This window comes from Streptomyces sp. NPDC040410, assembly GCF_055595715.1.
This window is the reverse complement of the sequence record NZ_JBVIVK010000005.1, coordinates 174,867-198,053: the sequence shown is the minus strand read 5'-3', so window position 1 is coordinate 198,053 and position 23,187 is coordinate 174,867. Positions and strand designations below refer to the sequence as shown.

The window sequence follows — 23,187 nt, the reverse complement described above, 5'->3', positions numbered from 1 at the left end:
TTCACGTACCAGCGCCAGGGCTCGGCAAACACCGGGCAAACGCCACGTCAACCACCTCGTCGCCGAGGTCGCCGGCCGCCGCCGCTACGCGCCCCCCACCGCGGTGAGCAGCGCCAGCGGAGCCGCCGCCGACCGGGACTCCCGTACGCACGCGTGCGGGTAGGGCACCGGCTCCGCGTGGCTGTCGCGGCCGTAGCCCGCGAGGACCTCGGGGAGGCGGTGGCCGGTCGCGGTCGCCGCGTCGACCAGGGCGTGGGCGACCGTGCGGGCCTCGTCGTGCAGGCCGTAGCGGGCCAGGCCCAGGGCGATCAGCGCGTTGTCGTGCGGCCAGACCGAACCGCGGTGGTACGAGAGTGGGTGGTACGCGGGCTGGCCCGCCGCCAGCGTGCGCACACCCCAGCCCGAGAAGAAGTCGGCCTCCAGCAGACGCCGGCCGACCAGCTCGCCGTACTCCTTGTCGAGCAGCCCCGACCACAGCAGATGCCCGGCGTCGGAGGCCAGCGCGTCCACCTGGTGGCCCTGGCCGTCGAGCGCGAGCGCGGGGAAGGACCGGTCCGGCATCCAGAAGTCGTGTTGAAAGCGGTCGCGGAGGTCGGAGGCGGCCTGTTCCAGCAGGGCCGCGTAGACCTCGTCGTCCCAGACCGTGCGGGCGAGGTGCGCGGTGCGGCGCAGCGCGTCGTACGCGTACCCCTGGGCCCCGGCCGCGAGCACCGCGCCGCTCGCCCTGCTGCCGTCGGCGGAGCAGATCGCGCCGGGGGAGTCCTTCCAGTTCTGGTTGGCGAGGCCGCCCTGGTCGGCGCGGTAGACCAGGTAGCCGCGCGAGGTGAGGCCGCCGTGGTCGAGCATCCAGCCGATCGCCGCGCGGGCGTGGGGCTCCAGACGGCGGGCGAGTCCCGTGTCGCCGGTCTGCTCGACGTACGCCCCGAGCAGCACCAGGAACAGCGGGGTGGCGTCCACCGATCCGTAGTAGCGCCCGTACGGCACCTGCCCGAAGTGCGCCAGCTCGCCGTGCCGTACCTCGTGGACGATCTTTCCGGGCTGGGCGACCGAGTCGGTGCCGGACTCCGTGGCCTGGGCCGCGGCGAGCGCCGGGAGGGTGGCGGCGGCGAGCTGCGGGCGGTAGGGGAGAGCGAACAGTGAGGTGAGCAGGGCGTCGCGGCCCAGCAGCGTCAGGAACCAGGGGGCGCCGGCGGCCGGGACGCGCAGCTCCTCACCGTCCGGACCGGTCGCCGGGACCTGGAGCGAGGCGAGGTCGGCGAGGCCGCGCGCACAGGCCGCGGCCAGCTCGGGCCAGCCGGTCGGGAAAGCCACGCCCTCCACGAACTCGCCCTCCAGGGCGATGAGCTGCTCGTTCACGGCGGCAGGGGAGCGCGGTACGCGCCGGGCCCGCCGGTCCCCGTGGGGGCGCGCCATCACCCGCAGGGTCAGCTCCGCCGTGCCGTGCGCTTCCAGGTCCAGCGTCCATACGAGACGGCGGGCGCCCGTGCCCGTCTCCTCGATGCCGTCCGGGGCGGGCTCGGCGGTCACCGTCGTACAGGACCGCCACTCGCCGCGCCGGTAGGTGAACTCCACGCCGTCGTCGAGGACCTGGCGGGAGCGGATGGCGCCGGTCTTGGCGTACGTGCGGTGGTCCGAGCGCAGCTCGAACTGGTCGGTGAAGTCGGCGTCAGCGGTGACGGCGAGACGGACCGCCGTGGGCACGGGGCGGTTGCTGGTCACGCGCAGCGACTCGACGAACACGCCGTCGCCGACGGCCTGTTGGCGGAAGAGCGTGTACGCGGGCGGTTCCTGGCGGCCGCCGCGCGGGACGAGGACACAGCGTGCCGAGTCCCCGTCCGCGACCGGCGTGAGCGCCTCCGGCACCGCACCGTCGACCGTCAGTTGCCAACGGCTGAGGTGCCGGGCGTCGCGCACGAACAATCCGTCCGGGGAGCCCCCACCCCGTACACCGCTGATGTCCCCGCCATCCCCCACGGCGGCGAACGTCCCGCCGTGCACGAGCAGATGATGCCTGTTCGTCATCCCCGGTCCCCTCCCTTGACGCCCTTGAGTGCCGTCTTGTGCTGGTCGTTCAGACTGTTCACGCCTGGTGCGCCGGCCGCGAGGGGCTCGTGCAGCAGGTCGAGCGTGAGCGCGGCGGTCCAGCTGAAGCCGGTCGCCCCGCAGGCCTCGCCGGTGTACGGGTCGACGTACTCCGCGAAGTCCGACACGTCGGCGGTGCGCAGGACGGCCTCCCGCAGCGCCTCCGCCCGGGCCTGCTCGCCGTGCAGCCTCAGTCCCCGCTCCAGCAGCCAGCTCGTGTTGAACCAGGCCGGCCCCCGCCAGTAGCGGTGCGGGTCGAAGGCCTCGCCGAGCAGGTCGTAGCTCGGTACGAGGCGCGTCGAGGTGCCGAGGCCGAAGTGCGGTGAGCACGCCGTGCGGACGAGGCCGGCCGCGAGGCCGCGGGGGAGGGCGGGCAGGAGCAGCGGGACCAGGCCCGAGACGCTGCGCTCGGGGATCAGCCTCCCGCTGCGCACGTCCCGGCAGAAGAACATGCCCCGCGCCGGGTCCCAGAGCCGGTCGACGAGCGCCGCCGTGAGTCGTTCCGCGCGTGCGTGCCGGGCCGTGCCGGTCGCGCCCAGTTCGTGCGCGATCCGCGCCAGCGCGTACTCGGAGGCGATGAGCAGCGCGTTGAAGGACGGGTCCTCCACGGCGAACTCGCTCGCCCCGTCGGCATAGCCGCCGTCCCGGTAGTCCGTGGCCAGCCGCACGTACCGCCCGTAGTCGAGATCCGTCGGCCGGTCCTCCGGGGCGCCGTGATCGAGGTCGGCGCGGCAGAAAGAGCGGGCCGGAGCGGGGGTGATGCGCGCGAGCGGGGCGTCCCAGCAGGGGCTGTTGTCCATACCCTGTTCCCAGGGGTGCACGACGGACGCGAGCCCGCCTCCGCCCAGGTCCCGCCGGTGCAGCAGGTACCGGTGCCAGGCGGCGAGCCGCGGATACACGCCGGCGAGGAAGCCACGTGCCCGTGACAGCCCCGGGTCGGCGCGGTGCACCAGCCACGCCGCCAGCGCGTGCACCGGTGGCTGGACGATGCCCGAGGTCTGTACGGTGCGCGGGGCGCCCGCAGCGCGCCCCGCGGTCGAGGAGCGCCAGAAGTCGGGGCTCGGGAAGTATGCGTCGAGCGGGACGGAGGGGTTGAAGACGATGTGCGGTACGCGCCCGTCGCCCCACTGGGCGTCCAGCAGCGTCTCCAGCTCCGTCTGGGCCCGTAACGGCGACAGGTGGCGCAGGCCGATGGCGATGAACGCGGAGTCCCACGACCACTGGTGCGGGTACAGGCCCCGCGAGGGCACCGTCGACGTGCCGGTCCAGTTGCCTTCCAGCACCCCGGCGGCCCTGACGTGCAGCGAATCCGCCGCGGGCGGCGGATCGTATGCGATGTCACGCGCCGTGGGGCGTGCAGTGAGCTGGGCAGTGCGATCCACTCGGGGCTCCCCGAAGACGTCCGGCCGACCTGGTTCGGCGCTGGCTACGATTGGGTTACGTCTATTTAACACGCAAAACCCAATATGTAATGCAGACTTGGGAAACACAAGGGGGTGCGCATGACTGGACGGACCCAGGCCGGCGCCGGCGATCTGCTCGAACTGGTCCGCAGGGGCCGCGCCACCACCCGCGGCGCGCTCCAGCAGGCCACCGGACTCTCTCGCGCCACCGTCGGCCAGCGCCTCGACCGCCTCTTCCGCGCCGGCTGGCTGCGCGAGGGCGCCGGAGGGCCCGTGGACTCCCCGCTGGGCGGCCGCCCCTCGATAACGCTGGAGTTCGACGACGCCCACGCCGTCGTGCTCGCCGCGGACCTGGACACCCGGCACGCGCGGGCGGCCGTGCTGTCGCTGACCGGCGAGATCCTCGCCGAGCACGGCGGCACGCTGGTCGTCGAGGACGGCCCGGACGCCGTTCTCGGCGAACTCGGCCGCTGGTTCGCCGAACTGCTGGAGAAGGCCGGGTACACGGGGGCCGAGGTCTGCGGTATCGGGCTCGCGGTGCCGGGCCCCGTCGACAGTGACACGGGCCGGGTCGTCCAGCCGCCGATCATGCCCGGCTGGGACGGCTACGACATAAGGGGCCGCCTGGCCCGGGCCTTCACGGAGCGCACGGGAGCGGCGGCGGTGCCGGTGCTCGTGGACAACGACGCGAACCTCATGGCGTACGGCGAGCAGCGCGCCGGACACCCCGATTGTTCGGCGTTCGTCCTTGTGAAGGTGTCGACGGGCATAGGCGCGGGGGTCGTGGTGGGCGGCTCCCTCTACCGGGGCATCGACGGCGGTGCCGGGGACATCGGCCACATCAGGGTGCCGGCGGGTGCCGGGGTGCTGTGCCGGTGCGGGTCCTACGGCTGCCTGGCCGCGGTCGCCAGTGGTGGCGCCGTGGCGCGGAAGCTGACGGAGGCCGGGGTCCCGGCGGCCTCCGGATCGGATGTGCGGGACCTGCTGGCTGCCGGACATCCGGAGGCGGCCGCCCTGGCGCGTGAGGCCGGGCGGCAGGTCGGTGACGTCCTGGCGACCGTGGTGACACTGCTCAACCCCGGAGTTCTGATGATCGCGGGGGATCTGGCCGGAACGCCCTTCCTCACGGGCGTGCGGGAGCTGCTGTACCAGCGGGCGCTGCCGCGCTCCACCGCTCATCTGGGCGTGGTGACTTCGCGGCTCGGCGAGCGGGCCGGGCTGGTGGGGGCAGCGGCCCTGGTCGTGGAGTACCTGTACGCGCCGGAGCGGGCGGAGGAGCGGTTGCTCGCGATGGGCGTGTGACCGGCAGGTTTGTGACGGGCGGGTTTCGGTCCCCGGACGCGTCCGCATGGTGAAATCCCGTCTCCTGTGGCAGCGTGATTCTCGCCACCCTTGATAAGGGCTGCGCTCAGATGAGCGGATCTTGGGCGACTGCACTTCTCCAAGGGGTGGCACTGAGTGCCACCCCTTGATCGTTCATCGATCGAACTCAGGCGTGCTGAAAGCCGCTCATCTGAGCGACCCAGGCCATCTGTGCGGGCTGGCGGGTTCAAGAAGTGAAAACACAAGCGGACGGTCGCTTGCCAAGCCTTGACTTTCGATCCGCTGGCGGACGATCGGTTACGGGCGTATGACACGCAAGTGGACGTACCCAGGCGCCTTCGATCTGGGTATGTTCCTGGCCGTCAGGGCAGCCACCGCGTCCTCGAGGAGTCGAGACCCGTGTCGGAAAACAAAGATCCCCACGTAGCTGAGCACGGCACCAGCGTTGAGGGCGTGAAGTTCGTTTACGACTTCACCGAAGGCAACAAGGACCTCAAGGATCTCCTCGGCGGCAAGGGCGCCAACCTCGCCGAGATGACCAACCTGGGTCTTCCGGTGCCTCCGGGCTTCACGATCACCACCGAGGCCTGCAAGGTCTACCTCGACAGCGGTGAGGAGCCGGTGGCACTCCGTGACGAGGTGAGCGCGCACCTCGAAGCCCTCGAAGCGAAGATGGGCAAGAAGCTCGGCCAGGCCGACAACCCGCTGCTTGTCTCCGTCCGCTCCGGGGCGAAGTTCTCCATGCCGGGCATGATGGACACCGTCCTCAACATCGGCCTCTCCGACAAGTCCGTGCAGGGCCTCGCCAAGCAGGCCGGCGACGAGCGGTTCGCCTGGGACTCCTACCGCCGCCTCATCCAGATGTTCGGCAAGACCGTCCTCGGCGTCGACGGCGACCTCTTCGAGGAGGCGCTGGAGGCGGCCAAGGCGGCCAAGAAGATCACGGTCGACACCGAGCTGGAGGCGGCCGACCTCAAGAAGCTGGTCACCAAGTTCAAGAAGATCGTCAAGACCGAGGCCGGCCGGGACTTCCCGCAGGACCCGCGCGAGCAGATGGACCTCGCCATCAAGGCGGTCTTCGACTCCTGGAACGGCGACCGGGCGAAGCTCTACCGCCGCCAGGAGCGCATCCCGCACGACCTGGGCACCGCGGTCAACGTCTGCTCCATGGTGTTCGGCAACCTGGGCCCCGACTCCGGCACCGGCGTGGCCTTCACGCGTGACCCCGCCTCCGGGCACCAGGGCGTGTACGGCGACTACCTCCAGAACGCCCAGGGCGAGGACGTGGTGGCCGGCATCCGCAACACGGTCCCGCTGGCCGACCTGGAGCGGATCGACAAGAAGTCGTACGACCAGCTGATGCAGATCATGGAGACCCTGGAGAACCACTACAAGGATCTCTGCGACATCGAGTTCACCATCGAGCGCGGCCAGCTGTGGATGCTGCAGACGCGTGTCGGCAAGCGCACGGCGGGCGCTGCCTTCCGCATCGCGACGCAGCTGGTGGACCAGGGGCTCATCGACGAGGCCGAGGCGCTCCAGCGCGTGACGGGCGCCCAGCTCGCGCAGCTGATGTTCCCGCGCTTCGACGAGCACGCGAAGGTCGAGCAGGTCGGCCGGGGCATCGCGGCCTCGCCGGGTGCGGCGGTCGGCAAGGCGGTCTTCGACTCGTACACCGCCGTGAAGTGGTCGCGGTCGGGCGAGAAGGTCATCCTGGTCCGCCGCGAGACGAACCCCGACGACCTGGACGGCATGATCGCGGCGGAGGGCATCCTGACCTCGCGCGGCGGCAAGACCTCCCACGCGGCCGTCGTGGCCCGCGGCATGGGCAAGACGTGTGTGTGCGGCGCCGAGGAGCTCGAGGTCGACACCAAGCGGCGCCGGATGACGGTGCCGGGCGGGCACGTGGTGGAGGAGGGCGACCTCATCTCCATCGACGGGTCGAGCGGAAAGGTGTACCTGGGCGAGGTCCCGGTGGTCCCGTCCCCCGTCGTGGAGTACTTCGAGGGCCGGATGCACGCGGGTGCGGACGACGCCGACGAACTGGTCGCGGCGGTCCACCGGATCATGGCGTTCGCGGACCGCAAGCGGCGCCTGCGGGTCCGCGCGAACGCGGACAACGCCGAGGACGCGCTGCGCGCCCGTCGCTTCGGCGCGCAGGGCATCGGCCTGTGCCGTACCGAGCACATGTTCCTGGGTGACCGGCGTGAGCTGGTGGAGCGGCTGATCCTGGCCGACACCGAGGCCGAGCGCGAGGAGTCCCTGAAGGAGCTTCTCCCGCTGCAGAAGCAGGACTTCGTCGAACTGTTCGAGGCGATGGACGGCCTGCCGGTGACGGTCCGTCTGCTGGACCCGCCGCTGCACGAGTTCCTGCCCGACATCACCGAGCTGTCGGTGCGCGTGGCCCTCGCGGAGTCCCGCCAGGAGCCGCACGAGAACGAGCTGCGCCTGCTCCAGGCGGTGCACCGCCTGCACGAGCAGAACCCGATGCTCGGTCTGCGCGGTGTGCGTCTTGGCCTCGTGATTCCGGGCCTGTTCACCATGCAGGTACGGGCGATCGCCGAGGCCGCGGCCGAGCGCAAGTCGGCGAAGGGCGACCCGCGGGCCGAGATCATGATCCCGCTCGTCGGTACGGTGCAGGAGCTGGAGATCGTCCGCGAGGAGGCCGACCAGGTCATCGCAGAGGTGCAGGCGGCGACGGGCACGGAGCTGAAGCTGTCGATCGGCACGATGATCGAGCTGCCGCGCGCCGCGCTGACCGCCGGTCAGATCGCGGAGGCGGCGCAGTTCTTCTCCTTCGGCACGAACGACCTCACCCAGACGGTGTGGGGCTTCAGCCGGGACGACGTGGAGGCCTCGTTCTTCACGGCGTACCTGGAGAAGGGCATCTTCGGAGTCTCCCCCTTCGAGACGATCGACAAGGACGGCGTGGGTTCGCTGGTCAAGCTGGCGGCGAAGGCCGGCCGCGAGACCCGGCCCGACCTGAAGCTCGGCGTCTGCGGCGAGCACGGCGGTGACCCGGAGTCGGTCCACTTCTTCCACGAGGTCGGTCTGGACTACGTCTCCTGCTCGCCGTTCCGGATCCCGGTGGCGCGCCTGGAGGCGGGCCGGGCGGCCTCCCAGTCGCAGGGCAGCGACCACCGCTGACCCGTTCGACTCCGGAGTCGCCGCTGGTCCCCGACCAAACCGATCGGCGGCGGCTCCGGTACATGAGGGCGGCGATCGATGTGATCGATGCCGACCCCGTTCGACTCCGGAGTCGCCGCTGGTCCCCGACCAAACCGATCGGCGGCGGCTCCGGTACATGAGGGCGGCGATCGATGCGATCGATGCCGACCCTTCAGACAGACCCCGGAGCCGGCGCTGGTCCCGACCCTCACCGATCGGCAGCGGCTCCGGAACGCGAAGGGCGGCGACCACCGCTGACCCTTCTGGCCCCGGAGTCGCCGCTGGTCCCCGACCAAACCGATCGGCGGCGGCTCCGGCACGCAAGAAGAGGGCGGCACCCGTGCGGGGGTGCCGCCCCTTCGGCGTGGCGCGGACTGGCGCAGCCGGCAGTTCCGTTTCTCGCGCTCACTGGATCGGGGAGTCGGGCGGGGGGAGTCCGACGGTGCGCTCCCGGTCGACGGACTCGACGCCGTCGACCGCCTCCAAGGCCGCTATGCCGTCCTCCGCGACGGTGCCGGAGAGCGTGCCGAGGATCGGCTGCTCGCCCGTGACCGTCAGCCCGGCCTGTCGCAATGCCTCGACGACGTCCGCGAACCGGTCGGGGTCGACCGCGAGGACGACCCCGACCGGGGCGGGCTCGGACGACTGGCTCACGGGGCCTGCAGCAGACCCGCGCCGACGTCCGTGACGGGCTGCTGCAGCGGGAACGCGCCGGACTTCAGACCGGCCATGAGCTCGGCCGCGGAAGCGTCGGGGTTCGCCTGGGCGAGCAGGGCGATGACACCCGCGACGTGCGGCGTGGCCATGCTGGTGCCGCTCAGCGGCTGGTACCCGCCGCCAGGGGCGGCCGAGCGCACCTGCCAGCCGGGCGCGGCGATGTTGATCTCGCCGCCCTGGCCGTTGATGCCGGAGTTGGAGAAGAACGTCGGTGCGATCGCCTTGTCGAGCGCCGCCACCGAAAGGATGGAGGGGCAGTTGGCGGGCCGGCCGACGGGCGAGATGTGCGGGGGCCGGCGGCTCTCGTTGCCCGCGGCGGCGACGATCACCGTCCCGCGCTCGAGCGCGCGCAGGGCCAGCCTCTCGTACGTCTGCGGGAAGATCTCGCCCGGCCGGACCGGCGCGCCCAGCGACATGGAGATCACCCGGGCGCCGCGGGCGACGGCCCAGGCCACGCCCGCCAGGATCTGGCCGTCGGTGCCTCTGCCCGCGTTGCTGAGCACCTTGGCCGCGAGGATCCGGGCCTCGGGGGCCACGCCGTAGCGGGGGCCATGGTGGGGGTTGGCCGGACCGGCGGCCGTGCCGATGCAGTGCGTGCCGTGGCCATTGCCGTCCTCGACGGTCTCACCGGGCACGAACGAGGCGGTCGCCTCGATGCGGCCGGCGAAGTCCGGGTGGTCGGTGTCCACGCCGGTGTCGAGGACGGCGATCTTCACATCGCGTCCGGTCAGGCTGGACAGGTTGGCCCGGATCGCCTGCAGGCCCCAGGTCCACTGTTCCTCGTTCCAGTCCGGGCCCTGGCCTGCGGCGATCTCGGCCCTGGTGTGGCGGGTGACCACGTCCTCGTCACTGCGGTAGGCCGGGAAGAACTCGGTCGGTGCCTGCTGCGGGGCGGTGATCGGCAGGGCGTAGACCATGCGCTCCGGCTCCGCAGTGATGATCGACGATTCCGCCTCGGCCGTGGTCACCAGGGCGTGGCGCTGCTCGGGCCGCACCTCGACGACAGCGGCACTGAGTTCCTCGAAGAGCACTGAGACATCGGGGCGCTCGAGAAGTTCGGAGACGTTCGTGGTCTCGGTTCCCCGGACCCGTTCCACGGACGCGATGTCGGCGGCGGAACGCAACGCGTTCAGCCCGCTGTCCTGGTTGTTCGGGTCGAGCAGGACCACGTATCGGCCGGTGTATTCCGTGCCGTGGCCCGTGGGGTGACCACTCGGCCAATCGGGCTGGTCGCCGAAGCCGCGCCTGTCCATGGGGCCGTTCGCCATTGAATTTCCCGCTTTCTGTGGACTCCCCCGGTTCGTGGACGCGCGCCGAATCACGGCGTGTCAGGCGCCAAGGATGGTGGGCCGCGGCTCTTCCGTGTACGACGCGTACTGACGTCACCCGCAAGGTTGTCCTTGCCAGGCCGTCGGCACCGCCCCCTCGAACACGGTCGCACCGGACATGGAGGCCCGCAACACAGAGCATCGCTGAGGCCACGCAGCGGAAGGAGGAGCGGGAGGAGCGACTCCCCGCGCGGCTCGTCAGAAAGTGCCTCTGACCAGCTCTGACCAGCTCTGACCAGTGAGGACAAGAATTGCCGCAGCCTTGTCCTCACAGCGTCGGAGGCACTTTCGACGTGACGAAGCGATGCGGGCCCGCCCAGATGGTGACTAGTGCCGCGTCAGCCAAGGTTTGCCCGTCAAGGAGCGGCGTCCGGTGCGTGCTCTCGGCGTGCCGGCCGGAAGTCCTCGTACTGGACGTACTTGGCCTTTCGGCCGGTGCGGCGAGAGGGCGTGCCGGGCGTCGCGACGGGGCGAACCTTGGCTGACGCGGCACTAGGACCGGAACGGGCCCGTCACCTCGTAGGTGATTCCGCCGGAGGAACTCCCGCTCGTGCCCCGCTGGCTGGAGAAGTACAGGCGGGTGCCGTCGGGGGAGAAGGCCGGGCCCGTGATCTCCGACGACGACTGCCCGTCGATCCGGAGGAAGGGGGCGACCACGTCGTCCGGTGTGATGAGGCAGATTTCCATGTTGCCGCCGTCCTCAGCCACGAACAGGTCGCCGGAGGAGGAGCCGGTGATGTTGTCGACGCCGGTGAGGGGCGCCGTGCCGTTGACGAGGGAGTCGTCGTAGGCCAGTTCGTAGGTGTTGCTTGTGAGGTTCAGTTGCCAGACACGGTTGTCGCCCTTCGTGGTGAACCAGACCGTGTCGTCGGCGTAGTAGCAGCCCTCGCCGCCGTTGAAGGACTTCGAGCCGGAGACCTGGGTGCGGGTGGAGGTCGGGGAGCCGTCCGGGTCGGGCACGTTCGCCCAGGTGAAGGAGCCGGACGTGCCGCTGCCGGCGACCATGACCTGGAGGGTGCCGGCGGACAGGTTGCCCCAAGTCGTCGGCACGAAGCGGTAGAAGCGGCCGTTCGTCTCGTCCTCGGTCAGGTAGATCACCTTGCGCACCGGGTCGGCCGCGGCCGCCTCGTGCTTGAAGCGGCCCAGCGCCGGCCGCTGCACCGCCGCGTTCACACCCCAGGGGTCGGTCTCGTAGACGTAGCCGAGGGACACCTCCTCGCAGGACAGCCAGGTGTTCCACGGCGTCTTGCCGCCCGCGCAGTTCTGCCGGGTGCCGGACAGGATGCGGTACGCGCCCGTGACCGTGCCCGTCGACGAGAACTTCACGGCGCTCGCGCCGCCAGAGGGGTTGATCTCAGAGTTGGAGACGTAGATCCAGCCCGTGGCGTCGGCGTAACAGGCGCCGCCGTCGGGGGCGTTGTGCCAGGTGTACGACGTTCCGGTGACCGTCTGGCCGGAACGGGCGATCACCCGGCTGGTGAAGCCGCTCGGGAGTCTGATGCCGTTGGCGTCGGGGGAGCCGAGCGCTCCGTAGGGTCCGGTTCCGGGCTGGGCGGGTGCGGCGTACGCGGCGCCGCGCCACAGGGTTCCGCCGAGGGCGGCCGAGGTGCCGCCGACCGCGGCCGCACGCAGGAAGGTACGACGTTCCACACTTGCTCCAAGGGTGTCGTGACCGCCCCGCCACCGGTCGGCGGCGGGGTCGCGCGGTCACGGACCCTACGGTTGCGGGGTTGACGTGTCGTGGACTCGGTGTGACGCGGGCGTACGTTCCACATGACCAACGGCGCCTCAGGCCGGCAACGCGGGTGCCTCCCGGCGCCGAGGGCCCGGTTTGCCCACGGGATGCGTGCCCGTCGGCGGTTCCGCGGACGGCAGGCGGACCACCGCGTCGAGTCCGCCGGTGGCCGCGGCGTGCAGGCTCGCCTCCCCGCCGCTCGCGTGGGCGAGCCGCTGGACGAGGGCGAGGCCGAGGCCCGTGCCGCCCTTGGGGGCGCCGGGGGCCCGCCAGAAGCGGTCGAAAGCGCGGGCCCGCTGGTCCGCCGTCATGCCGGGGCCCTCGTCGGTGACGTGGAGGTCGACCCAGCAGGGGCGGGCGTCGCGCAGTGCCCGGCGGGCCGGGACGTGGAGCCGCAGCTCGATGGTCACCGTGCTGTCGGACGGGGACGCCCGCAGGGCGTTGGAGAGCAGGTTGTCCAGGATCTGTTCGACGGAACCCGGGAGCGCCAGCACCGGGCCCACACTGCCCGCGAACAGGACGAGCGAGACGCCCTGCTGCTCGAACAGCGGCGTCCAGGTGCGGTGCCGTTCCGCGCAGACCGCGCCGACGTCCACCGGGCCCGGGGTGGCCGCGTCCTCCTCCAGCCTGGCCATCGCCAGCAGCCCCTCGACCATGCGGGAGAGGCGGTCCGTCTCGGTGACGGCGGCGGTGAGGCTGGCCCGGCCGCGGTCGCAGACGTTCGGCTCCAGGTTCTCCAGGCGCAGCCGCAGTGCTGCGAGGGGCGTCTTGAGCTGGTGCGAGGCCTCGCCCGCGAAGGCGTGCTGGGAGTCGAGGAGATGGGCGAGCCGCGCCGCGGTCTGGTTGAACGCGGCGGCCAGGCTGCGTACTTCGGGCGGCCCCTTGGTGACCGCGACCGTCACCGGGTCGGCCCGGCCGCCCTCCGCCAGTTCGTGCGTGGCGCGCTCCAGTTCGCGGATGGGGCGGCCGGTCCAGCGGGCGATGCCGAAGCCGACCAGGGCGATCGCCGTGAGAACCCCGAACCCGCCGGCGCCGAGCAGCAGCCACACATGGTGGACGCGTTCGTGCACCGTCCGCGTGGGCACCGTGAGCCAAACGGCGCCCTGCGCCCGCCCGCCCCGCAGTACGGGCGCGGCGACCGACAGGTACTCGACCCCGCCGATGGTCGAGGTGCGGACGTCCACCGTGGACGAGCCATGGAGCGCGGCCACGATCCCGGGACGGCGGGCCAGCGCACGCGAGGCCGCGGCGGTCAGCGGGTGCGAGGTGGCGAGCGGTGCGCCGGCGTCGTCGACGATCACCACTTTTCCGCCGATGCGGTCGGCGCAGTGGTGCACCCGCCGGGGCAGGTCGAGCTCCGCCCGGCCCGCTGCCAGGGACAGTGCGGCGTACGCGGAGACCGACTCGGCCTCGTGCTTCGCCGAGTTGACCACCCGCTCCCGCTCGCCGCGTGAGTAGACGAAGCCCAGCGGGATCTCCAGACCCAGCAGCACCAGGGCGGCCAGGGTGAGGTAGCTGAGCAGCAGCCGACGCGTCATGGGCGGTCGTTCGGCTCGGTGTGCACCGCCAGCCGGAAGCCGACACCGCGCAGGGTCTGGATCCACGCCGGATGGCCCAGCTTGCGCCGCAGTGCGGCGACATGGACGTCCAGGGTCTTGGTCGGACCCTCGTAGTGCGGGTCCCACACCCGGTCGAGGATCTGCTGCCGGGAGTAGACCGCGCCCGGGTCCTCGGTGAGCAGCGCGAGCAGTTCGAACTCCTTGGGGGTGAGGGCGACGGGGACCTCACCGACCCAGACCTGACGGGTGCGGCGGTCGACGACGAGCGGTCCGGGTTCGGTCTCCGGTCCTGTCTCGTACGGCGTTCCCTGCGCGGGCTCGTACGACAGCGGAGGCGCCGCCGGCTCGTACGCGGTCGTCACCGATGCCTCCGCGGCCGCCTGCGTGAGCTGCGTCCGCCGGGTCACCGCCCGCACCCGCGCCACCAGCTCCCGCACGCTGAACGGTTTCGCCAGATAGTCGTCCGCGCCGAGCTCCAGCCCCAGCACCCGGTCCGCCTCCTCGCCGCGCGCGCTGAGGATGACGATGGGGACGTCGGAGACCTGCCGGATGCCCCGGCAGACGTCGATGCCGTCCATGTCGGGCAGCCCGAGGTCGAGCAGGACGACATCGCCGTACGGGGCTCTCAACCCCTCCGCTCCGGTGGTCACGTGATCGACTGTCAGCCCGAAGTGCCCCAGCCCCTCGGCGAGCGGTTCGGCGATCGTCTCGTCGTCCTCGATGAGCAGCACTCGAAGGCCCATAGGTCCTGTCTTTTCGTGAAATCCGGACAACACGACAACTCAAATGCCATGTCGTGGAGTTGACAAGCTACAAGCAATGTCAACCGTGCGTCGCGTAAATGCGGCCCAGTGTGACCAGCCGCTCAGAAAGCGATTGTGTGAGGGTGGCCGAGGTGTCGGACAAAGAATGTCCGGACGCTGGCCGCGCTCTGGTGTTCGCTTAACCTTTGGCTGGTCCTCGTCCCTCTACGGTGGCGACAACTGACCGAACTCCCCATCGAGGAGGCTTCGTTGAAGGCGTTGCTGGACCGTGCCCGTTCGTTCAAGCGGCGGGTGGATTTCGAGAGCGACGAATACCGGAAACTTGCCGAGGGACAATATCCCGAGGCGCTCTTCATTACCTGTTCGGACTCGCGGGTCATACCCGCCCTCATCACAGGCGCCCGGCCCGGAGAGATATTCGAGTTGCGCAACGCGGGCAATATCGTGCCGCTGTACGGGCAGCACGGCGCCGGCGGTGAGGCAGCCACCATCGAGTACGCACTCGGCGTGCTCGGAGTTCAGGACATCGTCGTGTGCGGTCACTCACACTGCGGAGCGATGGATGCGCTGAAGTCCGGCGACGACCTGACCGCGCTGCCCGGCGTGGACGCCTGGCTCGCGCTGGCCCGCCCGGAGCTGGCCCCGGTGCTCACCGGCGCGTCCGGCGATCCGTCGCTGTCCGACGTCGTACAGCGCAACGTCGTCAACCAGCTGGCCGCGCTGCGGAGTTACCCCACGGTGCGGCAACTGCTGAACGACGGCCGGCTGCGACTGCACGGCTGGTACTACGAGGTCGACACCGGCCGCGTGTACGAGCTCGACGACGACGGCAGCTTCCGGGAGCACGCCGGATGAGCGGGGCGCACGCACGCGGCCGTGCAGCGGGCGCCAGGACCGCGGGCGCGAAGGCAGGGGCCACGGCAGGCCCGAAGGAGGGGGCCAAGGCGGGCGCGAAGGCCGACATCGGCACCGAGATCACCGCCTCCCTCGTCGTGTTCCTCGTCGCCCTGCCCCTGTGCATCGGCGTCGCCGTCGCATCCGGCGTGCCGGCCGAGCTGGGGATCATCTCCGGGGTGATCGGCGGGCTGGTCGTGGGCGCGGTCCGGGGCAGCACGCTCCAGGTCAGCGGGCCCGCCGCCGGACTGGCCGCGCTCGTCGCGGAGACCGTCGCGGAGCACGGCGTGGCCATGCTCGGCGTGATCGTCCTGTGCTCGGGGATCCTGCAGATCGTCCTCGGCGTCGTACGACTCGGGCGGATGTTCCAGGCGATCTCCCTCGCGGTCGTCCAGGGCATGCTGGCCGGCATCGGGCTGCCGCTGATGTTCAGCCAGGCCTATCCGGCGGCCGACGCCAAGGCGCCCGGCACCCCGGTCGAGAACATGGCCGGGATACCAGGACTGTTCGCCGACACCCTGGCGGACCGGCAGGCGGTGATCGCCGCGCTCCTCGGCGTCGTCACGGTCGTGCTGAGCTTCGTGTGGAAGAAGGTGCCGGGGCCGGCCGGGAAGATGCCGGCCGCGCTGGTCGCCGTGGGCATCGGGATCGCGGTCGCCGCGCTGCCCGGCGTGGACGTGAAGACCCTCCAGGTCGGCGATCTCCTCGCCTCCGTACAGGTGCCGGGCGCCGAGCAGTTCGCGGGCCTGGCCGACGCGGCGATCATCACGTCCGTCCTCACCTTCACGGTCATCGCCTCCGCGGAGAGCCTGTTCACGGCGGCCGCCGTGGACCGTATGCACAGCGGCCCGCGCACCCGTTACAACACCGAACTCGTCGCCCAGGGCGCCGGAAACACCGTCGCCGGCATCCTCGGGGCCCTGCCGATCACAGCCGTGGTCGCCCGCAGCTCGGCGAACGTGCAGGCAGGTGCGAAGACCCGGCTCTCCAGGACCCTGCACGGCCTGTGGCTGCTCGGCTTCGCGCTGCTCCTGCCGCAGGTCCTCGCGCTCATCCCGATCTCGGTGCTCGCCGGTGTCCTGGTGCACAGCGGCTGGAAGCTGTTCGCGCCCGGGGAGTTCCCGAAGATGTGGCGCCAGGACCGGGGCGAGTGCGCGGTGATGACCCTGACCATGCTGGTCATCGTGGCGACCGCGCTGCTCGAAGGCGTGCTGGTCGGGCTCGCCGCCGGGATCGTGCTGGCCGCGCTGCGCATGTCGCAGACCGCGATCGGGCAGCACGTCGAGGAGGACACCGCCAAGGTCGTCATGGCCGGCAACGCCACCTTCCTGCGGCTGCCGAAGGTCATAGACGCGCTGGAGGCCGCCGCCGCCTCGGGCAAGCCGCGGATCCGCCTGGACCTGACCGGCGTGACGCATCTGGACCACGCCTGCCGCAACCAGGTCGAGGAGTTCACCGCCCAGCAGCGGGAGCGCGGCCTGAGGGTGGAGCTGCTGCTGCCGGGACCGGCGAAGCCGGCGGTCCCCGGAACCGGCGGCACCGGGACCGAGGCCGTGGCGGAGAGGACGCCCACGGCGCAGGCGCCCGCGCCGGGCCCGGAAGCCGAGTGGTTCTACCTGGACACCCGGCCCGTGCCGGACGACTACGCGGAGCGACCGCCGCTCGTAGGCTGAGACCTGTGGCACATCCCCGGCCGGGCGCGCGCCGTCCGGCACGTACTCCCCCACTCTCGGCTCCGCACGAGCGGGGGGACCCCCATGCCGCGTTGCCGAACCGCCCACGTGACTCAGCCACGAGGCGCTCCGGCGCCTTGCGCTCGCACGCTCCCCCACTCTCGGCTCCGCACGAGCGGGGGGACCCCCATGACGACGTGCGCTGATCCGGCCGGGGGGACACAGGCTCTGAGCCCACACCGTCAGCGGAGGGAGGCCGCCCATGTCCGGCTGGAGCGAGAAGGACATCCCCGACCAGCGTGGGCGCGTCGCCGTCGTCACCGGGGCCAACAGCGGCATCGGGTACGTCACCGCGCGGGAGCTGGCGCGCAGGGGCGCCCGGGTGGTGCTCGCCTGCCGGAGCGAGGCACGCGGCACCCGGGCCGTGGACCGGATGATCAGCGAGGCGCCCGGCGCCGAGGTGGAACTCGGGCGGCTGGACCTGGCTGACCTGGGGTCCGTGCGGGAGTTCGCGGACCGGTTCCCCTACGAGCGGCTCGACCTGCTGGTCAACAACGCCGGGGTGATGGCGCTGCCGTACGGGACTACCGCGGACGGGTTCGAGACGCAGTTCGGCGTCAACCACCTCGGGCACTTCGCGCTCACCGGACTGCTGCTCCCCGCGCTGCTCGCCACCCCCGGCGCGCGTGTCGTGACCGTCTCCAGTCCGGTGCACGCGATGGCCGGCATCGACATCACCGACCTGAACAACGAGCGCCGCTACCGGCGTTGGACCGCCTACGCCCGCTCCAAGACCGCCAACCTGCTCTTCACCCACGAGCTGGCACGCAGGCTGGCGGCGCACGGCTCGGAGGTGGTCGCGGCCGCGGCGCACCCCGGGTACGCCGCCACGAACCTGCAGTTCGCCGGGCCGCGGATGGCGGGCCGCAGGACCACCGAGCGGTTCATGGAGATCGGCAACCGGTTCTTCGCCCAGTCGGCCGAGGCCGGCGCCCTGCCCACCCTCTGTGCGGCGACCGCGCCGGACATACGCCCCGACTCCTTCACCGGACCGTCCTTCGCGATGTGGCGCGGGGCGCCCGCACCGTCCTGGCGGGCGCCGTGGACGCTCAACGACACGGCGGGAGAACGGCTCTGGACCGTCTCCGAGGAGCTGACGGGTGTGGCATACGACCGGTTGACGGTCTGAACGCCGGGCAGCGGACGGGGACAGCGGCCGACTCCGGCCGCGGCCCCGCTACGCCGTCCGCACCTCGTACGTCGCGATGCGCACCGCCTCGTCGTCCAGGCACTGCCCGGACTCCAGATCGAAGCGCTGCTTCAGCAGGGGCGAGGCCACGAACGGGCGGCCCTGGTGGGTGCCGGTCAGGCCGCGGGAGAGGACCGCCGCACCGCCGAACGGGTCCCGGTTGTCGACGGCGTACAGCTGGCCGGCCCGGTCGCGGAAGAGGGCGACCTGGCGGCCGTCCGGCAGCAGCGCCGCCACCCCGCGGCCCGGCAGCAGCACGCTCAGGTCGCAGACCGTGAACCACTCACCGTCCAGCTGGAGTTGGACCTTCAGATCGGTCGTCTCGGGTGCCAGGGTCATCGCTGGGCGCTTCCTTCCAGGACGTCTTCCGCGTTTTCCAGGGGTCGCATGCCGATGCTCAGCAGCGGGAGGTCGGGCTTGATCTGGTCGCGCTCGGGGACGAAGCCGACGACCGGGTCGGGGGTGTCCGGCGCGTTGACGAAGGAGACGAACCGGGCAAGCTTCTCCGGGTTGTTGATGGTCTCGGCCCACTCGTCGCGGTAGTGGGACACGTGGTCCGCCATCAGCGACTCCAGCTCCTCGCAGATGCCCAGCGAGTCCTCCACCACGACGTCGCGTACGTGGTCCAGGCCGCCCGGGATGCGCTCCAGCCAGGTCGAGGTGCGCTCCAGGCGGTCGGCGGTGCGGATGTAGAACATCAGGAACCGGTCGATCAGACGGACCAGTTCGGCATCGGTCAGGTCCTGGGCCAGCAGGTCCGCGTGGCGCGGGGTGGCGCCGCCGTTGCCGCCGACGTAGAGGTTCCAGCCGTTGGAGGTGGCGATGACGCCGAAGTCCTTCGACTGGGCCTCGGCGCACTCGCGGGCGCAGCCCGAGACCGCCGACTTGAGCTTGTGCGGGGACCTGAGGCCCCGGTACCGCAGCTCCAGGTCGATCGCCATGCGGACGGAGTCCTGGACGCCGTAGCGGCACCAGGTCTGGCCGACGCAGGACTTCACGGTGCGCAGCGCCTTGCCGTACGCGTGGCCCGACTCGAAGCCGGCGTCCACCAACCGGGCCCAGATCAGCGGGAGCTGCTCCACCCGGGCGCCGAACATGTCGATCCGCTGGCCACCGGTGATCTTGGTGTAGAGGCCGAAGTCACGGGCGATCTCGCCGATCACGATCAGGCCCTCGGGGGTGATCTCACCGCCGGCGATACGGGGGACGACCGAGTACGAGCCGTTCTTCTGCAGGTTGGCGAGGAAGTGGTCGTTGCTGTCCTGCAGGGACGCCTGCTCGCCGTCCAGCACGTAGCCGCTCGCGCCGATCGTCGGGGCGAGGGAGGCGATGATCGAGCCGACCGCCGGCTTGCAGACCTCGCAGCCGTCGCCGCCCCGTGCGTCCTCGCGGCCGTAGCGGTCCAGGAGGTCCTGGTAGGTGTTGATACGCAGGGCGAGGACGATCTCGTACAGCTCCTCGCGGGTCTGGGAGAAGCAGCCGCACAGGCCCTTGTCGACCACGACGCCGCTGGCCTCCAGCTCGGCCGTGACGAGCTGGCCGAGGACCTTGACGCAGCTGCCGCAGCCGGTACCGGCCTTGGTGCACTTCTTGACCTCCGGCACGGTCGTGCACTGGTGGTCGGTGACCGCGCCGCGGATCGTGCCCTTGGTGACGTTGTGGCAGGAGCAGATGACCGCCTCGTCCGGCAGCGCGGACGGGCCGAGCTGGGCGCCGCCCCCGGAACCGGCGGGCAGCACCAGCTGCTCCGGCGAGATCGGCGGGACGGAGCCGGTGAGGGCGCGCAGGGTGCCGTACGCCTCCGCGTCGCCGACCAGGATGCCGCCGAGCAGCTCGCCGTCGCGGCCGATGACCAGCTTCTTGTACGTGCCCGAGCGCGAGTCCGAGTAGACGACGTCGAGGCAGTCCTCGGTGGTGCCGTGCGCGTCACCGAAGGAGGCGACGTCGACGCCGAGGAGCTTGAGCTTGGTGGACAGGTCGGCGCCGAGGAAGGACGCCTCGTCGGCGGCGATCGTCGCGGCCGCCGTCTCTGCCTGCTCGTAGCCGGGGGCGACCAGGCCGTACACCCGGCCGTCCGCGGCCAGCGCGCACTCGCCGATCGCGAAGACGTGCGGGTCCAGGACGGTCCGGCACTGCTCGTCGACCGTGATGCCGCCGCGCTCGCCGACCGCCAGGCCGCAGTCGCGGGCCAGCTGGTCGCGGGGGCGGACACCGGCGGAGAACACCACCATGTCGGTGGCGAGTTCGGATCCGTCGGACAGCTTCATGCCGGTGACCGCGCCGTCCTCGCCGACGACGATCTCCTGCGTGCCCACGCCGGTGTGGACGCTCAGGCCCATGTCCTCGATGGTGCGCAGCAGCGCGGCGCCACCGCCCTCGTCGACCTGTACGGGCATCAGGCGCGGGGCGAACTCCACGATGTGGCTGGTGAGTCCGAGGCCCTTCAGCGCACCCGCGGCCTCCAGGCCGAGCAGACCGCCGCCGACCACGGCACCCGTCGTCGCCTTCGACTTCGCGTACTCCTCGATGGCGAGGAGGTCCTCGATCGTGCGGTAGACGAAGCAGCCCTCGGCGTCCTTGTTCGGGACGGGCGGGACGAACGGGTACGAGCCGGTGGCCAGCACGAGGATGTCGTAGTCGACGACCAGACCGGAACGGGCGGTCACCTTGCGGGCCTCGCGGTCGATCGTCTCCGCCGGGTCGCCGACGCAGAGCTCGATCCCGTGGTCCTTGATGAACTCCATGTCGGTCATGGAGAGATCCTCGGGAGTCTTGCCCGAGAAGTACGAGGTGAGCTGGACGCGGTCGTACGCCGGGCGCGGCTCCTCGCACAGCACGACCACGCGGTGCGTGGCGGTCAGGCCGCGCTCGGCGAGAGCTTCGAGGAAGCGCTGGCCGACCATGCCGTGGCCGACGAGCACGATCGTGGGGGTGGCCCCCAGGGTGGCGGTCATCAGGAGCCTCCATCGTTGGTGAGCAGGTGGAGCAGGGGACCGCCGCCGGAGGGGAGCGGCTCTGCTCCCTCCCAGGCGCGCGCCAGCGCGCCGACGGTGCCGAGTTCGCCGACGAGGACCCCGCCGACCAGGCGGTCGTCGCGGACGACGACCTTGCGGTAGGTGCCGCGGGTGGCGTCGGCGAGCTGCACGACGTCGTCGCCGGGGCGCGGCTCCGTCTCGCCGAACGCGGCGAGATCGAAGGCGCTGTTCCCGGCGAGGGTGAGCCGGGTGAGGGAACGGGTGCCGGTGTAGCGGGCGTCACCGTTCCCGGCGCTGCCCGCCAGCAGCTCGGCCAGGACGTCGGCCTGTTCGAGCGCGGGGGCGGCGAGGCCGTAGACCGTGCCGTCGTACTGGACGCAGTCGCCCAGGGCGCGGATGTGCGGGTCGGACGTCCGGAGCTGGTCGTCGACGACGATGCCCTTGTGGACGGCGAGCCCCGCCTCCTTGGCGAGACCCACGCGAGGGTGGACCCCGCAGGCCAGGACCACGAGGTCGGCGTCGAGGGCGTACCCGTCGGCCATCTCGACCGAGCGGACCGCGCCGCCGACGCAGCGCACGTCGCGTACCCGGCACTCGGTGTGGACCTCGACGCCGAGCTCCCTGAGGTGCCGCTTGACGAGCTTCGACGCGCTCGGATCGAGCTGGCGCTCCATGAGCCGCTCGGACTGCTGGGCCAGGACGACCTGGGCGCCGCGCACGGCGAGCGCGCGGGCCGCGGACACCCCCAGCAGGCCGCCGCCGATCACGACCGCCCGGACCCCCGGCCGTACCGCCTTGGACAGGCCCAGGCAGTCGTCCATGGTGCGGAACGCGTGCACGCCCTCCGGCAGTTCGTGGTCCGGGGTGAACAGGCCGCGCAGCGGCGGGAGTACCGGGTTGGAGCCGGTGGCGAGGACGAGTGTGTCGTATGCGATCACCGAGCCGTCCGCGAGGTGCACGGCTCGCCCCTCGCGGTCGATGCCCGTGACCCGGCCCCGGGTCAGCTCCGCGGGCGCCGGCAGGGCGATCACCTCGGGGCTGTAGCGGCCGGCCAGCACCTCGGCGAGCAGCACCCGGTTGTACGGCCGGTGCTCCTCCTCGCCGATCACCAGCGCGGGCGTGCCGAGCTCACCGAGCCGCCGGGCGAGTCGTACGCCCGCGAGGCCGGCGCCGATCACCACCACACGCGTATTCGAGGTCATGCCTAGGAGCGTGCGGTGCGGGTGTTTCCCGACCGCATCACGGCTGTTTCCCACGAGGAACGCTGCCCTCAGCGGTGGGCGGGGGTAGGTGTGAGGGTTCGGAGAGCGCGGCGGGGGAGCGGTGTGAGGTGGGGCGGAGGAGGGGCGGGACGCGGGAAGCCGCACCGCGGGGTTCCGTGCAGGCAGCATCGTCTACGACCGGCGATCTCCCGGTGGCGTGGACGAGGAGCCGCCCCTGTTCCGGGCCTATCCGCCGGAACAGGCCCGCGCCACCCCGGGGGAGCGGTGGCGCAAGGCGCTGGCCGGCCCGGACGTGCTGTGGGCCGGCGTCCGCTGCGAGGCCCCGGTCGCCGCGGGCCGGGAGCTCGCCCGGGGACCGGGCGAACTCACCGGCTTCCCGTCAGATGCGCGAACACGACCACGTTCCCCTGGTACCCGGTCGAGCGTGAATAGCCGCCGCCGCATGTGATCACCCGCAGCTCCGGGCGGTGCGCCGCGCCGTACACCTTCTCGTCGGGGAAGTCCTTCGCCTCGTACATCTCGACCGCGTCCACGGTGAACAGCGCGACCCTGCCGTCCCGGCGGTCCACCTCGACGGTGCTGCCCTTCTTCAGGGCGCCGAGGTCGTAGAAGACGGCGGGTCCCTCCGTGTTGTCGACGTGGCCGGCCACGATCGCGGTGCCCGTCTCGCCAGGAGTGGTGCCGGCCTCGTACCAGCCGGCCAGGTTCTTCCTCGCGGCGGGCGGGACGTCGAGACTGCCCGCGGGGGTGAGGCCGAGGCCCATCAGGGGGGCGTTCACGCGGATCGCCGGGATTCGGATGCGGTCGGGCGGGGAGGGCGGCAGCGCGGGCGCGGCGGGCGCCTCGGACAGCCGGCCGTCCTGCCCGGAGCCGGCCTGGGCCGCGGAGGGCTGCGGTGGTGCGTGCGTCTCGGCGCCGCTGCGCAGCAGCCACGCGCCGCAGCACAGGGCCACCACGGTCACGACCGTTATGACGACGTTGCTGAACCTGCGCACGCGAGCCTCCTCCTCGTCGGCCCAGCTCCCCCTCCGGGCCGCGAGGGGCGTCGGACCCGGAGGGGGAGGGGACATGCGGTACCGGCGGACGGACAGCGG

At 71.7% G+C, this 23,187-nt stretch carries 17 protein-coding genes; 6 read left to right on the top strand and 11 right to left on the bottom strand.

Annotation, left to right across the window (positions count from 1 at the left end):
* Positions 1-84: 84 nt before the first annotated feature.
* Positions 85-2,022 (bottom strand): amylo-alpha-1,6-glucosidase, encoded by a 1,938-nt coding sequence (locus ACZ562_RS13150; RefSeq protein ID WP_471177360.1) that lies wholly within the window; start codon positions 2,020-2,022, stop codon positions 85-87.
* On the bottom strand, positions 2,019-3,464 hold the full coding sequence (locus ACZ562_RS13145; protein WP_471177357.1) for an MGH1-like glycoside hydrolase domain-containing protein: 1,446 nt from the start codon (positions 3,462-3,464) through the stop codon (positions 2,019-2,021). The genes ACZ562_RS13150 and ACZ562_RS13145 overlap by 4 nt, the downstream gene beginning before the upstream one ends.
* A gap of 120 nt (positions 3,465-3,584) precedes the next feature.
* On the opposite strand from ACZ562_RS13145, the gene ACZ562_RS13140 reads away from it, so the two are divergent.
* Positions 3,585-4,787: an ROK family transcriptional regulator gene (locus tag ACZ562_RS13140; protein ID WP_471177354.1), complete on the top strand. Its 1,203-nt coding sequence runs from the start codon at positions 3,585-3,587 to the stop codon at positions 4,785-4,787.
* Between the two features lie 420 nt (positions 4,788-5,207).
* Positions 5,208-7,955, top strand: coding sequence for a pyruvate, phosphate dikinase (gene ppdK / locus ACZ562_RS13135; RefSeq protein WP_471177351.1), 2,748 nt, complete (start codon positions 5,208-5,210; stop codon positions 7,953-7,955).
* Positions 7,956-8,381: 426 nt separating this feature from the next.
* Here the strand turns inward: ppdK and ACZ562_RS13130 are convergent, their stop codons facing one another.
* The 5 genes from ACZ562_RS13130 to ACZ562_RS13110 all read right to left on the bottom strand — a co-directional run bounded on the left by ACZ562_RS13130 (position 8,382) and on the right by ACZ562_RS13110 (position 14,058).
* Positions 8,382-8,630: a hypothetical protein gene (locus ACZ562_RS13130; protein ID WP_471177348.1), complete on the bottom strand. Its 249-nt coding sequence runs from the start codon at positions 8,628-8,630 to the stop codon at positions 8,382-8,384.
* Positions 8,627-9,961 (bottom strand): S8 family peptidase, encoded by a 1,335-nt coding sequence (locus ACZ562_RS13125; RefSeq protein ID WP_471177346.1) that lies wholly within the window; start codon positions 9,959-9,961, stop codon positions 8,627-8,629. The genes ACZ562_RS13130 and ACZ562_RS13125 overlap by 4 nt, the downstream gene beginning before the upstream one ends.
* Before the next feature lie 552 nt (positions 9,962-10,513).
* Positions 10,514-11,671, bottom strand: a complete 1,158-nt coding sequence (locus ACZ562_RS13120; protein ID WP_471177343.1) for an alkaline phosphatase PhoX — start codon at positions 11,669-11,671, stop codon at positions 10,514-10,516.
* A gap of 138 nt (positions 11,672-11,809) precedes the next feature.
* On the bottom strand, positions 11,810-13,294 hold the full coding sequence (locus ACZ562_RS13115; protein ID WP_471177340.1) for a sensor histidine kinase: 1,485 nt from the start codon (positions 13,292-13,294) through the stop codon (positions 11,810-11,812).
* A complete protein-coding gene (locus ACZ562_RS13110) occupies positions 13,291-14,058 on the bottom strand; it encodes a response regulator transcription factor (RefSeq protein WP_471177338.1) in 768 nt (255 codons plus the stop codon). Before ACZ562_RS13110 ends, ACZ562_RS13115 begins: the two co-directional genes overlap by 4 nt.
* Before the next feature lie 270 nt (positions 14,059-14,328).
* Here ACZ562_RS13110 and ACZ562_RS13105 point away from each other — a divergent pair, with 270 nt between their 5' ends.
* The 3 genes from ACZ562_RS13105 to ACZ562_RS13095 all read left to right on the top strand — a co-directional run bounded on the left by ACZ562_RS13105 (position 14,329) and on the right by ACZ562_RS13095 (position 17,835).
* A complete protein-coding gene (locus tag ACZ562_RS13105) occupies positions 14,329-14,934 on the top strand; it encodes a carbonic anhydrase (RefSeq protein ID WP_471177335.1) in 606 nt (201 codons plus the stop codon).
* Positions 14,931-16,646: a SulP family inorganic anion transporter gene (locus ACZ562_RS13100; RefSeq protein WP_471177332.1), complete on the top strand. Its 1,716-nt coding sequence runs from the start codon at positions 14,931-14,933 to the stop codon at positions 16,644-16,646. The genes ACZ562_RS13105 and ACZ562_RS13100 overlap by 4 nt, the downstream gene beginning before the upstream one ends.
* A gap of 262 nt (positions 16,647-16,908) precedes the next feature.
* A complete protein-coding gene (locus ACZ562_RS13095) occupies positions 16,909-17,835 on the top strand; it encodes an oxidoreductase (RefSeq protein ID WP_471177329.1) in 927 nt (308 codons plus the stop codon).
* Positions 17,836-17,883: 48 nt separating this feature from the next.
* Here ACZ562_RS13095 and nirD read toward each other — a convergent pair whose 3' ends face one another.
* From nirD to ACZ562_RS13080, 3 genes are read right to left on the bottom strand one after another with little or no spacing between them, the layout of a single operon-like run.
* On the bottom strand, positions 17,884-18,234 hold the full coding sequence (gene nirD / locus ACZ562_RS13090) for a nitrite reductase small subunit NirD (protein ID WP_471177327.1): 351 nt from the start codon (positions 18,232-18,234) through the stop codon (positions 17,884-17,886).
* Entirely contained in the window at positions 18,231-20,849 is a 2,619-nt protein-coding gene (gene nirB / locus ACZ562_RS13085; RefSeq protein WP_471177325.1) for a nitrite reductase large subunit NirB, read from the bottom strand. The genes nirD and nirB overlap by 4 nt, the downstream gene beginning before the upstream one ends.
* A complete protein-coding gene (locus tag ACZ562_RS13080; RefSeq protein WP_471177322.1) occupies positions 20,849-22,072 on the bottom strand; it encodes an NAD(P)/FAD-dependent oxidoreductase in 1,224 nt (407 codons plus the stop codon). The genes nirB and ACZ562_RS13080 overlap by 1 nt, the downstream gene beginning before the upstream one ends.
* Positions 22,073-22,289: 217 nt before the next feature.
* Here ACZ562_RS13080 and ACZ562_RS13075 point away from each other — a divergent pair, with 217 nt between their 5' ends.
* A complete protein-coding gene (locus ACZ562_RS13075; protein ID WP_471177319.1) occupies positions 22,290-22,541 on the top strand; it encodes a phosphotransferase-like protein in 252 nt (83 codons plus the stop codon).
* On the opposite strand, the gene ACZ562_RS13070 is transcribed toward ACZ562_RS13075, so the two are convergent.
* Complete coding sequence (locus ACZ562_RS13070; protein ID WP_471177316.1) at positions 22,459-23,088, bottom strand: class F sortase; 630 nt, start codon at positions 23,086-23,088, stop codon at positions 22,459-22,461. The genes ACZ562_RS13075 and ACZ562_RS13070 overlap by 83 nt on opposite strands.
* Positions 23,089-23,187: the final 99 nt, after the last annotated feature.

Coding starts and splice junctions, on each gene's coding strand:
- ACZ562_RS13080 (WP_471177322.1), bottom strand. CDS start 22,072: ATGACCTCGAATACGCGTGTGGTGGTGATCGGCGCCGGCCTCGCGGGC.
- nirD (WP_471177327.1), bottom strand. CDS start 18,234: ATGACCCTGGCACCCGAGACGACCGATCTGAAGGTCCAACTCCAGCTG.
- ACZ562_RS13110 (WP_471177338.1), bottom strand. CDS start 14,058: ATGGGCCTTCGAGTGCTGCTCATCGAGGACGACGAGACGATCGCCGAA.
- ACZ562_RS13125 (WP_471177346.1), bottom strand. CDS start 9,961: ATGGCGAACGGCCCCATGGACAGGCGCGGCTTCGGCGACCAGCCCGAT.
- ACZ562_RS13140 (WP_471177354.1), top strand. CDS start 3,585: ATGACTGGACGGACCCAGGCCGGCGCCGGCGATCTGCTCGAACTGGTC.
- ACZ562_RS13115 (WP_471177340.1), bottom strand. CDS start 13,294: ATGACGCGTCGGCTGCTGCTCAGCTACCTCACCCTGGCCGCCCTGGTG.
- ACZ562_RS13095 (WP_471177329.1), top strand. CDS start 16,909: ATGTCCGGCTGGAGCGAGAAGGACATCCCCGACCAGCGTGGGCGCGTC.
- ACZ562_RS13150 (WP_471177360.1), bottom strand. CDS start 2,022: ATGACGAACAGGCATCATCTGCTCGTGCACGGCGGGACGTTCGCCGCC.
- ACZ562_RS13100 (WP_471177332.1), top strand. CDS start 14,931: ATGAGCGGGGCGCACGCACGCGGCCGTGCAGCGGGCGCCAGGACCGCG.
- nirB (WP_471177325.1), bottom strand. CDS start 20,849: ATGACCGCCACCCTGGGGGCCACCCCCACGATCGTGCTCGTCGGCCAC.